Source organism: Streptomyces sp. NPDC002513, assembly GCF_053595355.1.
The window spans coordinates 7,793-20,753 of the sequence record NZ_JBSFXK010000028.1; the positions used below are offsets into that span (position 1 = coordinate 7,793).

The 12,961-nt window shown below is 71.0% G+C and carries 10 protein-coding genes and 5 tRNA genes; 13 read left to right on the forward strand and 2 right to left on the reverse strand.

Translation table 11 applies throughout. The annotated features are described in order from the left end of the window. Nucleotides 1-3,381 (reverse strand): nitrate- and nitrite sensing domain-containing protein (locus ACWD5Q_RS19465; RefSeq protein WP_451428250.1); only part of this gene is annotated, 3,381 nt, incomplete at its 3' end. Between the two features lie 599 nt (nt 3,382-3,980). Between ACWD5Q_RS19465 and ACWD5Q_RS19470 the strand changes: the two genes are divergently transcribed. The 10 genes from ACWD5Q_RS19470 (at nt 3,981) to ACWD5Q_RS19515 (ending at nt 9,124) form a co-directional block, all read left to right on the forward strand. Next, nucleotides 3,981-4,196 (forward strand): hypothetical protein, encoded by a 216-nt coding sequence (locus ACWD5Q_RS19470; RefSeq protein WP_451428251.1) that lies wholly within the window; start codon nt 3,981-3,983, stop codon nt 4,194-4,196. Between the two features lie 345 nt (nt 4,197-4,541). Continuing rightward, nucleotides 4,542-5,318: a fumarylacetoacetate hydrolase family protein gene (locus tag ACWD5Q_RS19475; RefSeq protein WP_451428252.1), complete on the forward strand. Its 777-nt coding sequence runs from the start codon at nt 4,542-4,544 to the stop codon at nt 5,316-5,318. Then, on the forward strand, nt 5,311-6,786 hold the full coding sequence (gltX, locus tag ACWD5Q_RS19480; protein WP_451428253.1) for a glutamate--tRNA ligase: 1,476 nt from the start codon (nt 5,311-5,313) through the stop codon (nt 6,784-6,786). The genes ACWD5Q_RS19475 and gltX overlap by 8 nt, the downstream gene beginning before the upstream one ends. Before the next feature lie 223 nt (nt 6,787-7,009). After that, nucleotides 7,010-7,714, forward strand: a complete 705-nt coding sequence (locus ACWD5Q_RS19485) for a DUF4241 domain-containing protein (RefSeq protein WP_451428254.1) — start codon at nt 7,010-7,012, stop codon at nt 7,712-7,714. A gap of 52 nt (nt 7,715-7,766) precedes the next feature. Then, entirely contained in the window at nt 7,767-8,522 is a 756-nt protein-coding gene (locus ACWD5Q_RS19490) for an HAD family hydrolase (RefSeq protein WP_451428255.1), read from the forward strand. Between the two features lie 91 nt (nt 8,523-8,613). Then, nucleotides 8,614-8,685, forward strand: a tRNA-Gln gene (locus ACWD5Q_RS19495). 39 nt (nt 8,686-8,724) lie between these two features. After that, nucleotides 8,725-8,797, forward strand: a tRNA-Glu gene (locus tag ACWD5Q_RS19500). A gap of 61 nt (nt 8,798-8,858) precedes the next feature. Continuing rightward, a tRNA-Glu gene (locus tag ACWD5Q_RS19505) sits at nt 8,859-8,931 on the forward strand. Between the two features lie 20 nt (nt 8,932-8,951). Continuing rightward, nucleotides 8,952-9,023, forward strand: a tRNA-Gln gene (locus ACWD5Q_RS19510). Between the two features lie 28 nt (nt 9,024-9,051). Continuing rightward, nucleotides 9,052-9,124: transfer RNA gene (locus tag ACWD5Q_RS19515), tRNA-Glu, on the forward strand. A 280-nt stretch (nt 9,125-9,404) separates the two neighbouring features. Here the strand turns inward: ACWD5Q_RS19515 and ndgR are convergent. Then, on the reverse strand, nt 9,405-10,121 hold the full coding sequence (gene ndgR / locus ACWD5Q_RS19520; protein WP_451428256.1) for an IclR family transcriptional regulator NdgR: 717 nt from the start codon (nt 10,119-10,121) through the stop codon (nt 9,405-9,407). 249 nt (nt 10,122-10,370) lie between these two features. Here ndgR and leuC point away from each other — a divergent pair, with 249 nt between their 5' ends. The 3 genes from leuC (at nt 10,371) to ACWD5Q_RS19535 (ending at nt 12,900) form a co-directional block, all read left to right on the forward strand. Beyond that, nucleotides 10,371-11,801 (forward strand): 3-isopropylmalate dehydratase large subunit, encoded by a 1,431-nt coding sequence (gene leuC / locus ACWD5Q_RS19525; RefSeq protein ID WP_451428257.1) that lies wholly within the window; start codon nt 10,371-10,373, stop codon nt 11,799-11,801. Between the two features lie 6 nt (nt 11,802-11,807). Next, nucleotides 11,808-12,401, forward strand: a complete 594-nt coding sequence (leuD, locus tag ACWD5Q_RS19530) for a 3-isopropylmalate dehydratase small subunit (RefSeq protein WP_451428258.1) — start codon at nt 11,808-11,810, stop codon at nt 12,399-12,401. A gap of 268 nt (nt 12,402-12,669) precedes the next feature. Next, nucleotides 12,670-12,900, forward strand: coding sequence for an SCO5555 family protein (locus ACWD5Q_RS19535; protein WP_451428259.1), 231 nt, complete (start codon nt 12,670-12,672; stop codon nt 12,898-12,900). Nucleotides 12,901-12,961 lie beyond the last annotated feature (61 nt).

The window sequence follows — 12,961 nt, forward strand, 5'->3', positions numbered from 1 at the left end:
GCGGGTCGGTGCCGGGAACTGGCCGGTGTCCTGACCGCGGGTCGGTGCCGGGAACTGGCCGGTGTCCTGACCGCGGGTCGGTGCCGGGAACTGGCCGGTGTCCTGACCGCGGGTCGGTGCCGGGAACTGGCCCGTGTTCTGACCCCGGCCCTGGGCCGGGAACTGGCCCGTGTTCTGGCCGTGACCCTGGGCCGGGAACTGTCCGGTGTCCTGACCGCGGGTCGGCATCGGGAACTGGCCCGTGTCCTGACCGCGGGTCGGCATCGGGAACTGTCCCGTGTTCTGACCGCGGTTCCGGGCCGGGAACTGTCCGGTGTCCTGACCACGGCCCGGCATCGGGAACTGGCCCGTGTTCTGGCCGTGGCCCGGGGCCGGGAACTGGCCCGTGTCCTGACCGTGCTCCTGGACCGGGAACCGGCCGGGCGCACCGCCCTGGTTCGTGCCACCGAAGACGTCCTGCCGGACGAACTGGCCACCGTTCTGGGGGGCGTTGGCGTCCGGTCGCGGCAACTCGGGGGCGGCAGCGGGTCCCTGGCGGTCGTCGACGCGCGGGATCTCGGCGGTCGCGCCGGGGCCCTGCCGGTCGTCGACGCGCGGCATGGAGGAGGTCGTGGAGAGGGCGTCCGGCTCCTCGTGGCCGCGCGGGGCGTCCAGCGAGGCACGCGGCACCGACGGCTGCGCGTTCTCGTCGCTCCAGCTCGGGGTGCGCTGCTGGGGATTGCCACCGGGTAGCTCGCCACGCGCACCGCCGCGCCCGGGCAGCTGCGGACGGCGCCGCCCACCGCGCTCCTTGGGCTCCTTCTGCTGCTTCTGCTGGGGCTGCTGCGACTGCTGGGGAGCGCCCGCCGGGGCGCCGTCGCCGAAGCCGGCCGGGCGCGTACCCGGGCCGCCGTCGCCGAAGCCGCCTTGACGGGAGCCGGGGTCCTGGAAGGAGGCGTCCTGGCCGAAGGCGCCCGTACCCGCGCCCGCCGAGCCCGGCCGGCCCTGCTGCGGGGAGGGGGCACCCTGCGGTCCGCCGGGACGGCCGCCGGGCAGCGCGGCATGCGGGCCCTGTCCGGCACCCACCTGCCCGCGCTGCGGGGCGGCGCCCAGTCCGGGGCCGCCGGTCGCACCGCTGCCGAAGGACGAACCGCTCTGCTGGGCCTGGCGACGGGCCGCGGCCGCGCCCGCGGCGGCCTGCGCGGCGGCCGGACCGCCGGCGGAGGGCGCACCCGGCTTGCCCGGAGCGGGCTTCTTGCCGCCTTGGGCGACGTCGACCGGGAGCATGACGAGCGCCGTCGTACCACCGGAGTCGGAGGGCCGCAGCTGGATGCGGATGCCATGGCGCTGCGACAGACGGCCGACCACGAACAGACCCATGCGCCGGGACACCGACACGTCCACGGTGGGCGGCGAGGCGAGCCGCTCGTTGATCTGGGCGAGGTCCTCGGGGGACAGGCCGATACCCGTGTCGTGGATCTCGATCAGGACGCGGCCGTCGGGCAGCGCGTGACCGGTGACCTTGACCTTGGTCTGGGGCGAGGAGAAGGAGGTGGCGTTCTCGAGCAGCTCGGCGAGCAGGTGTACGAGGTCGTTGACGACCCGGCCGGCGACCTCGGTGGTCGGCACCGCGGCCAGCTCGATGCGCTCGTACTGCTCCACCTCGGACGCGGCGGCGCGGAGCACGTCGACCAGCGGGACCGGGCGGGTCCAGCGACGGCCGGGCTCCTCACCCGCGAGGACGAGGAGGTTCTCACCGTTACGGCGCATACGCGTCGCGAGGTGGTCGAGCTTGAACAGCGAGGACAGCTGGTCCGGATCGGCCTCGCGGGACTCCAGTTCGGAGATCAGGGAGAGCTGGCGCTGGATCAGACCCTGGGAGCGGCGCGAGAGGTTGGTGAACATCGCGTTGACGTTGCCCCGCAGCAGGGCCTGCTCGGCGGCGAGGCGGACCGCTTCGCGGTGCACGTCGTCGAAGGCCGCGGCCACCCGGCCGATCTCGTCCCGGGAGTGCACACCGACCGACTCCACGGACGTGTCGACGTCCTGCGGGTCGGACTCGGACAACTGCTTGACCAGCTCGGGCAGCCGGTCCTGGGCGACCTTGGTCGCGGTCTCCTGAAGGCGGCGCAGCGAGCGGATCATGGAGCGGGCCACGACGAAGGCGCCGACGAGGGAGACGCCGAGGACGAGCAGGATCAGCGCACCGGAGATGATCGCCTCGCTCTGCGAGTTGCTCTTCAGCTCACGGGCCTTCTGCTCCATCTGCTCGAGCAGCGTGCCCTCGATCTTCTTCATCTGCTCGATCTTGGTCGAGTCGTCGTCGACCCAGTCCCGGTACGAGCGCTTGTCCTCGTTGTGCATACCGGACGCGCTCTTCAGGACGCGGCCGGCGTACTGGTCGGCGGCCTCGATCGTCGGGCTGCCCTGGTCGATCGGCTTCGTCAGGTCCTCGGCGCCGTCGCCGTAGATGCTGCGGAAGCTGTCCAGCTCGGAGTCCTGGCTCTGCAGGGCCGACAGGGCGTACTGCCGGTCGTTCTCGGAGAGCTTGCCGTAGGTGTCGATGTTCGCGGGCAGGGCGGCGGCGATCACCGCACGCTGCATCGAGGCGTACTCCTTGGCGGTGGAGAAGGCTGCCAGCGCGCGGGTGCGCTGGATCATCTCCGGGTTGCTGGTGGCCTCCGCCATGTCCTGGGAGAGGCTGAGCAGCTCCGTGATCAGACGGTGGTACGCCTCGACCGTCTGCGTGGAGTTCTGCGGGTCCTTGTAGGCGCTGGCCCGGATGGCGCTGAGGTTGTTCAGTTCGCTCGCGATGCCGACGATGCTGTCGCGGACACCGGAGAGCTGGCCGCTGTCGGAGGCGTCGCCGATCTCCTGGGTGCCCTGCAGGAAGGCGGAACGGGCGCTGTTGGTCTTGTCGCGGACGCCCTTGACCGTGTAGTCGGACGCCGTGGCGCCGTGGGCGAGCGGACCGGCGGACTGGTCGCGCTCCTCCTGGAGCGCGGCGGCGAGCTGGGTCGCCTGCCTGGTCATGTCCGTCAGCAGCTTCATGTTGTCGAGCTGCTGGATCTGGTCCAGGTTGTCGCTGATGCGCAGGGCACCGAGCGAGGTGGCGGCGACCACGGGGAGCGCGAGCAGCGACACCAGACGTGTGGAGATGCGCCAGTTGCGCAGTGCCATGCGCGAGCCGGAGTCGACCGGTGCCGAGGTCTTGGGCGGGGCTGGCGGCGTGGGCGTCGTGGAGCCGGCGGGCGCGCCCGGGCGCCCGGGCCGCTCGGTGCCGCTGCCGGCCGTGGGCGGTCCCGGGTTCTGGGCGTGCTGGGGCGAGGAACCGCGGTCGGTCCCGCCGTGCGGCTCCGGCTCGGCCGGAGCACTGCCATCCCTCTTGAAACGTCCCTGCACTAGCGTCGCAACCTCTGGACCAGGCGCCCCTCCGCGAACGGCGGGACGGTGTCGGCGTCGTGAGGGGCGTCCTGAATACGCCCCCCGGGTGGTCGTGAGTGACCGGCGCTGGCTCCCCCTCCCCGCCGCTGCCCGGCGCTGCGTTGCGCCCCCTGCGCGCCGGTGCGATCCAGCAGCGGTCCGTGGAATTCCAGCACAGTGCAGGATCTCCAACAAGGCCAACGGGTGAGGCGGTGACCACCGTGACACCTTGTGAAGGATGCGTCACCAGGCGTAGAAGGTGATCTCGTGCATAACGGGCTTATGTCCGCGAGTCGGCGAGGCGGGTCGGGTGTCCCAGTCGCCATGATCGGGAGCGGAATGCTGGCTTCGATAGGGCATTGTCCGTTTTGTCGTGACGGGACTGCGAAGTGAATTAACCCTTTTGTTCGCAACCCCGTGAGTAAACTCACATGGAGATCACGGTCTCTTCACGGCTTCGGTGGGGAATCGGATGTTTAGCCTGACGCTTTACAGGGATGGCGAATCCGACAACTCGCGCCCCGGCGACGGCCCGTGCCACCCGCCCGGCGCCCCTCACGACAAGGTCAACGACAACAGTGAAGACCACGATGATGTTCCGCGCCATAGCCAACCCGCGGCGCACGACGCTGGCGCACCTCGCCGACGCGGACGAACTGCAGGCCCCGGCGACGCCGGAACACTCCGTCGACCTTCCCACCCAGACCGCCAATCCCAAGCGCACCGTTCTCATGGAGGTCCCGGCCCAGGCCTCCGCCGCGGAACAGCCGGCCCCGGCCTCCGCCGCCAAGTAGCGCGAAGAAGGAGCACGAGGTAGCACGCGCGCAGGGCGCCGCCTGCTCGGTTCCCCTGCGCCGCTCGCGCGCACCGCGGCCCGCCGGACGACGGCTCTTCGAAGCCGGGCCGCTCTCGCGCCCCCGAAGCCGGCGGGTCGTGCCGGTCCGGGACCGGACCGGCACGTCGGCCCGGAGCCGGACGACCGGTGCCGTCCTCCGGGGGTGTGGAGCACGGCGTCCTGAGCCCGGCACCCCTGGTGGACCCGAGGGCGCCGGCGGTAGCAGCGCGAGGTCCCCGCGCGCTGCCGCGTTAGCCTGGAGCGTCAGACTCCAGCCAGCTCAGTTAAGGGGCGCAAGGATCCCGTGCGCATCGCCAGATTCTCCATCGACGGGAACGTCGCCTTCGGCGTGGTCGAGGGTGACAAGCCGGACGAGCTCGTCCTCGACATCATCAAGGGCATCCCGTTCGCGGACTTCGAGCGCTCCGGCACGAAGGTGCCGCTGAGCAAGGTCAGGCTGCTGCCGCCGGTGCTCCCCAACAAGGTCGTGGCCTTCGGCCGCAACTACGCGGAGCACGCGCGCGAACTCGGCAACGAGGTTCCCGAGGCCCCGTTCGCCTTCTTCAAGCCGTCCACCTCCGTGATCGGCCCCGGCGACGAGATCGCCTACCCCTCCTTCTCCCAGGAGCTGCACCACGAGGCCGAGCTGGCCGTGGTGATCAGCCGCCTGTGCCGCGAGGTGCCGCGCGAACGCGTCAAGGACGTGATCCTCGGCTACACCTGCGCCAACGACGTCACCGCACGCGACGTCCAGCGGCGCGAGAAGCAGTGGGCCCGGGCCAAGGGCTTCGACACCTCCTGTCCCCTCGGCCCCTGGGTGGAGACCGACCTCGACCCGAGCGACCTCACCATCCAGCTCACGGTCAACGGCGGGCAGCGCCAGCTCGGCCGTACGAGCGAGATGATCCACTCGATCGAGGATCTGATCGTCAACATCACCGAGGCCATGACGCTGCTCCCCGGCGACGTGATCCTCACGGGCACCCCCGCGGGGGTCGGCCCCCTCAACGTCGGCGACGAGGTCGCCGTCACCATCGAAGGCATCGGCACTCTCACCAACAAGGTGATCAAGCGTGGCTAACGGATCCGTCCGCGTACGTTTCTGTCCGTCCCCGACCGGCAACCCCCATGTGGGCCTGGTCCGAACCGCCCTGTTCAACTGGGCGTACGCCCGTCACACCGGCGGCACGTTCGTCTTCCGCATCGAGGACACGGACGCGGCCCGGGACTCGGAGGAGTCCTACCTCCAGCTCCTGGACTCGCTGCGCTGGCTGGGCTTCGACTGGGACGAGGGCCCGGAGATCGGCGGCCCCCACGCGCCGTACCGCCAGTCCCAGCGGATGGACATCTACCAGGACGTCGCCCGCAAGCTCCTGGACGGCGGGCACGCCTACCACTGCTACTGCACCACGGAGGAGCTGGACGCCCGCCGCGACGCCGCCCGCGCCGCCGGGAGGCCGTCCGGGTACGACGGGCACTGCCGCGACCTGACCGCCGAGCAGGTGGCGGCGTACGAGGCCGAGGGCCGCACGCCCATCGTCCGCTTCCGCATGCCGGACGAGACGATCACCTTCACGGACCTGGTCCGCGGCGAGCTGACCTTCACGCCCGAGAACGTGCCGGACTACGGGATCGTACGAGCCAACGGCGCGCCCCTGTACACGCTCGTGAACCCGGTCGACGACGCCCTGATGGAGATCACCCACGTCCTGCGCGGCGAGGACCTGCTCTCCTCCACCCCCCGCCAGATCGCCCTCTACCGGGCGCTGATCGAGCTGGGCGTCGCGAAGTCCGTACCCGCCTTCGGCCATCTGCCCTATGTGATGGGCGAGGGCAACAAGAAGCTGTCCAAGCGCGACCCGCAGTCGTCGCTGAACCTCTACCGCGAGCGCGGCTTCCTGCCGGAGGGCCTGCTCAACTACCTCTCCCTGCTGGGCTGGTCGCTGGCGGCCGACCGCGACATCTTCTCGGTCGAGGAGATGGTCGCCGCCTTCGACATCGCGGAGGTGAACCCCAACCCGGCCCGCTTCGACCTGAAGAAGGCCGAGGCGATCAACGCCGACCACATCCGCCTGCTGGATGTGAAGGACTTCACGGAGCGCTGCCGGCCGTGGCTGAAGGCCCCGTTCGCGCCCTGGGCGCCCGAGGACTTCGACGAGGCGAGGTGGCAGGCGATCGCCCCGCACGCCCAGACTCGTCTGAAGGTCCTGTCCGAGATCACGGAGAACGTCGACTTCCTGTTCCTGCCGGAGCCGGTCGTCGACGAGGCCTCCTGGACCAAGGCGATGAAGGAGGGCAGCGACGCGCTGCTGCGCACGGCGCGGGAGAAGCTCCAGACGGCCGACTGGACGTCCCCGGAGGCCCTGAAGGAGGCCGTCCTGGCCGCCGGTGAGGCCCACGGCCTCAAGCTCGGCAAGGCCCAGGCCCCGGTCCGTGTCGCCGTCACCGGCCGCACGGTCGGCCTGCCGCTCTTCGAGTCCCTGGAGATCCTCGGCAAGGAGACGACGCTCGCGCGCATCGACGCGGCGCTGGCGAGACTGGCGGCGTAGGCGCGCGCCGAGCAGACGCTGACACACCCAGGGCGGCGGCCGTGACGGCCGCCGCCCTGTGGCTTTCCCGCCGCCGTCCTCCCGCGTTCTTTCCGAAGAGCCGTGTGTGTCAGTCCGGGGGACTACCGTTCGGGCATCGCATCGCGCGGTCACCGCGAGGCCGAAGTCCCCCGGGTCGCCCGCGGATCCGATCGTGCCCAGCCCCCGAAGGAAAGGCGCCCTCATGCCGCTGCCCGCCCGTGACTACGCGTGGCTCTTCACCCCCGGAAGCACGTTCCGCTACGAGTCCGGAACGGTCGGCACGATCGGCGTGGCCGACGGCGGCGAGCTGTGGCTGCCCACCGGCCGGGTCGTGGCCTGCGACCCGTTCGTCTACCTCGGCCAGGGGGACGTCGAGCCCTTCACGGTCTCCGTCCCGCCCGGCCGCTACCGCGTCGACGCGGCCGTCGCGACGCTCGCCCAGCCCGACGAGCCGCCGTCCGACGCCCCTCATCAGCGGGTGGCCGCCGCGCGCCTCGTCATCCGCGACGAGCCCACCGCCGTGTGGGAGCCCGCCCTCCTGCCGGGCCAGGACACCGGAACGCTCGGCGAGGACGAGTTCTACGGCTACGGCGTCGACGCCGGCACCGGCTGCTTCTACGACGCCGCGGCCGACGCGTCCTTCCAGGGCTGGGCGGAGGGCGACGAGGGTCCGCTGTGGGACGCCTTCGAGAACAGCGACTGGGCCCCCGGCCCCCACCTGGTCACCGCACCGGACACGGGGCACGGCCTGGCCGCCTTCACCTCCGGCTGGGGCGACGGTTCCTACCCCACCTGGATCGGCCGTACGGCGGCCGGCGAGGTCACCTGCTTCGTCACCGACTTCTTCGTCGCCCCCGACCCGTCCGAGGCCGAGGAGTCGAGCGGGACTGCCGCCGCCACCGGCTGACCGGCTACCGTCGCAGGAGACCGGCCAGGACCACGAACCGGAGGTGAACCGCGTGCCGATCAAGGCCGTCGTCTGGGACGTCGACGACACCCTCTTCGACTACACCGCCGCCGACCGCGCCGGGATGCGCGAGCACCTGGCCGCCGAGGGGCTGCTCGGCGGGTACGGGAGCGTGGAGCAGGCCCTCGACCGGTGGCGGCGGAGCACCGATCTGCAGTGGGCCCGGTACGCGGCCGGGAAGACCTCTTTCGAGGGACAGCGCCGGGACCGCGTACGGGTCTTCCTCGAGCGGGCGCTGACCGACGACGAGGCGGACGCCTGGTTCCTGCGCTACCGGGACCACTACGAGGCCGCCTGGTCCCTCTTCCCGGACGTCCTGCCCGTCCTGGACGCCCTCGCCGTCAGTCACCGGCACGCGGTGCTGTCCAACTCCAGCATCCACGTCCAGGACCACAAGCTTCGCGCCCTCGGCGTCCGCGACCGCTTCGAGGCCGTGCTGTGCGCCGCCGAACTGGGCGTCTCCAAGCCGGACGCCCGGGCCTTCCGCGCGGCCTGCGACGCCCTCGGGCTCGCCCCGCACCAGGTCGCGTACGTCGGTGACCACCCCGAGATCGACGGCCGTGGCGCGGCCGAGGCCGGGCTGCTGTCCGTGTGGATCGACCGCGCCGGTGTGCGTGTCGTCACGGACGGACAGCCCGCCGCGCGGCCCGAAGTGCCCGCCGGCCTGCACCGGATCGTCTCCCTCGACGAACTCCCCGCGGTCCTCGGCGCGGATACCCGTTTTGGAGCGCCGTCCACCTTCGGGTAATGTTCTTCCTGCGCCGCCGGGGAGCGGGCCGAGAGGCCGGAAACCGGAGGCGCGAGCTAGAACAAAACCCTTTCAGGGGATTGCGTTCCAGTGGCCTATGGTGTAATTGGCAGCACGACTGATTCTGGTTCAGTTAGTCTTGGTTCGAGTCCAGGTAGGCCAGCTCGCAGAGCTTATCTGCAGGTGCGGATCTCATCCGCAAGCCCCCGTTGTGTAGCGGCCTAGCACGCTGCCCTCTCACGGCAGTAGCGCCGGTTCGAATCCGGTCGGGGGTACAGATCCTTCCCGCGAGGACAGCCGGGTCGCTCCCGCTGCCCTCGATGCAGGATCGCTAGGGCCCCCGTTGTGTAGCGGCCTAGCACGCCGCCCTCTCAAGGCGGTAGCGCCGGTTCGAATCCGGTCGGGGGTACGGTCTGGTCTAAACCACATTGGTCTATGGTGTAATTGGCAGCACGACTGATTCTGGTTCAGTTAGTCTTGGTTCGAGTCCAGGTAGACCAGCTCGGATCTGCGGAAACGCAAGATCCTCGCCCCCGTTGTGTAGCGGCCTAGCACGCCGCCCTCTCAAGGCGGTAGCGCCGGTTCGAATCCGGTCGGGGGTACAGGGCTCGCAGGGCCTCCACTTCGGTGGAGGCCCTGCGGCGTTTCCGGCTCCCCGGTCCCGGCAGGGCGGGGTGCGCGCCCCGGCCGTGCCGGCGGGCCAACTCCGTGTACGGCGCCAGGACTTCGGTGTCCCAGACGTGGCTGCTGTTGCTTCTGTGGCCGATGTTTCCCTTGTGGCAGGCGGGCCGGGGTTCCCGGGTGTCCCGCCCACGACCTTGCGGAAGAGGGCCTGCCCGCGGCGTCGAGGCCCGCCCGCTTCCGTGCCGGGCCGCCGGGCGCTCAGCCGGAGCGGCGCAGCGCCTCGGACAGACGGGCGGCGGCGTCGATGACCGCCTGCGCGTGCATCCGGCCCGGGTGGCGCGTCAGGCGCTCGATGGGGCCGGACACGGACACCGCGGCCACCACGCGGTTGGAGGGGCCTCGTACGGGGGCGGAGACGGACGCCACGCCCGGCTCGCGCTCCCCGATGGACTGCGCCCAGCCCCGGCGCCGCACACCCGACAGGGCCGTCGCCGTGAAGCGGGCGCCCTGCAGGCCGCGGTGCAGCCGCTCGGGCTCCTCCCAGGCCATCAGGATCTGCGCCGAGGAGCCGGCCTTCATCGTGAGCGTGGAACCCACCGGTACCGTGTCCCTGAGGCCCGACAGCCGCTCCGCGGCGGCGACGCAGATGCGCATGTCCCCCTGACGGCGATAGAGCTGCGCGCTCTCGCCCGTGACGTCGCGCAGGTGCGTCAGCACCGGACCCGCCGTCGCCAGCAGGCGGTCCTCGCCCGCCGCCGCGGCCAGCTCGGCCAGCCGGGGGCCGAGGATGAAACGGCCCTGCATGTCGCGCGCCACCATACGGTGGTGCTCCAGCGCCACGGCCAGACGGTGGGCCGTGGGTCGTGCCAGTCCGGTGGCGCCGACCAGACTCGCGAGGGTGGCCGGACCGGACTCCAGAGCGCTCAGGACGAGGGCCGCCTTGTCCAGAACGCCGACGCCGCTACTGTTGTCCATGCAACGATACTCACGTCTCACTCTGTGAAACGCAAGTTCAATTTTCCGTGGAACCCGCCACTCTGGACCTACGGCTCCGAATTCACGGGTCCGGCGAAAGATGCCCGAGAACAGCGGCGAGCGAGCCGAAGAGGCGCGCCGGTGCCGAGGGCCCGACCGAGCGGAGGCCCGAGGGGCTGGGCGCGATCGGGCCCTCGGCACCGGCCGGAGCGCCCCGCAGGCGAGCGAGCCACAAAAAAGGGGAAAGCGATGGGTAGGACACTCGCGGAGAAGGTCTGGGACGACCATGTCGTCCGGCGCGCCGAGGGCGAGCCCGACCTCCTCTACATCGATCTGCACCTGCTGCACGAGGTGACCAGCCCGCAGGCCTTCGACGGGCTGCGCAAGAGCGGCCGCCAGGTGCGCAGGCTCGATCTCACCATCGCCACCGAGGATCACAACACCCCCACCCTCGACATCGACAAGCCCATCGCGGACCCGGTCTCCCGCGCCCAGCTGGAGACGCTGCGCAAGAACTGCGCCGATTTCGGCGTCCGCCTGCACCCGCTGGGCGACGTCGAGCAGGGCGTCGTGCACGTCGTCGGCCCGCAGCTCGGCCTGACCCAGCCGGGCACGACCGTCGTCTGCGGCGACTCCCACACCTCCACGCACGGCGCCTTCGGCGCGCTGGCGTTCGGCATCGGCACCTCCCAGGTCGAGCATGTGCTCGCCACCCAGACGCTGCCGCTGGCCCGCCCGAAGACCATGGCCATCACGGTCGACGGCGAGCTGCCCGAGGGCGTCACCGCCAAGGACCTGATCCTGGCGATCATCGCCAGGATCGGCACCGGCGGCGGCCAGGGCTACATCCTGGAGTACCGCGGCCCGGCCATCGAGAAGCTCTCGATGGAGGCCCGGATGACCATCTGCAACATGTCCATCGAGGCCGGTGCCCGCGCGGGCATGATCGCCCCCGACGAGACCACCTTCGCCTACCTCAAGGGCCGCCCGCACGCCCCCGAGGGCGCCGACTGGGACGCCGCGGTCGCGTACTGGAAGACCCTGCGCACCGACGACGACGCGGAATTCGACGCCGAGGTCCGGATCGACGCCGCCGCGCTCTCGCCGTTCGTCACCTGGGGCACCAACCCGGGCCAGGGCGCTCCGCTTTCGGCCGCCGTCCCCGATCCGGCTTCGTACGAGGACGCCTCGGAGCGCATGGCCGCCGAAAAGGCCCTGGAGTACATGGGATTGGCGGCCGGACAGCCGCTGCGCTCCATCACGGTGGACACCGTCTTCGTAGGCTCCTGCACCAACGGCCGCATCGAGGACCTGCGCGCCGCGGCCGAGATCCTCAAGGAGCGCAAAGTCGCCGACGGTGTACGGATGCTGGTCGTCCCGGGCTCCGCGCGCGTGGGCCTGCAGGCCGTCTCCGAGGGCCTGGACGTGGTCTTCAAGGAGGCCGGCGCCGAATGGCGGCACGCGGGCTGTTCGATGTGCCTCGGCATGAACCCCGACCAGCTCGCCCCGGGTGAGCGTTCCGCGTCCACCTCCAACCGCAACTTCGAGGGCCGGCAGGGCAAGGGCGGCCGTACCCACCTGGTCTCGCCGCAGGTCGCCGCCGCGACGGCGGTCCTGGGCCACCTGGCGTCCCCCGCCGACCTGTCCGACGCCGACACTCGTACGCCCGCTGGAGTCTGAGAAGTCATGGAAGCATTCACCACGCACACCGGCCGGGCCGTCCCGCTGCGGCGCGGCAACGTCGACACCGACCAGATCATCCCCGCCCACTGGCTCAAGAAGGTGACCCGGGACGGGTTCGAGGACGGGCTGTTCGAGGCCTGGCGCAGGGACCCCGAGTTCGTGCTGAACCGCCCGGAGCGGCAGGGGGCGACCGTCCTGGTCGCCGGCCCCGACTTCGGCACCGGCTCCTCCCGCGAGCACGCCGTCTGGGCGCTGCAGAACTACGGCTTCAAGGCCGTCATCTCCTCCCGGTTCGCCGATATCTTCCGGGGCAACTCGCTCAAGAACGGCCTGCTCACGGTCGTGCTGGAGCAGAAGATCGTCGACGCGCTGTGGGAACTCACGGAGCAGGACCCGCAGGCCGAGATCACGGTCGACCTCCCGGCCCGCGAGGTGCGCGCCGAGGGCATCACCGCGGCCTTCGAGCTGGACGAGAACTCCCGCTGGCGGCTGCTGAACGGCCTGGACGACATCTCCCTCACGCTCCGGAACGAGGCCGATGTCGCCGCGTACGAGGCAGGGCGCCCCGCGTACAAGCCGCGGACGCTCCTGGTCTGACTCCGGGCCCGGCCGGAGGGGCTGATTTCAGCCACCGCAACACCTGTCTGTACCCCCAATCGTGGACGGTTGGGGGTACAGCCGTTTCTGCCCCCGGACGGTCCCGGCGCGCCGCCTGCGAGGGGGCCAACTCCTCCGGATACAAAGGTCATTGCGGGGTACCGGCGCCTTGAAGACACCCTGTGCGCGGATTCCGGGAAGGTCCGGGAGCGGCGGTAGTTGCCCCCCTGCGGGGGCGACAACTCGCCCCAGATGGCACAATCTGTGCATGGACAACGACGGCCAACTCGAGCTCTATACGGCGGTCGCGGTCCAACTCAAGGAAGCGCACTCCCGGGTGCGCGCACTGCAAGTCCCGGAGGGCGTACGGATGGCGCTGACCCGGAAGCTGCTGGTCATTACGGCCGCGGCCAAGCACGATCCCGCCGAAGCGGCCAGGCGTCTCAAGCGGTTCATGGGCGACCTCGACGAGGGGCGAATCCCCGAAGAGGAACTCTGAGGCGGCCGAGTCGGTTGCGGCACAAGGGTGATTAGCCCGTTTCGTGTTTGATTTGCGGTAT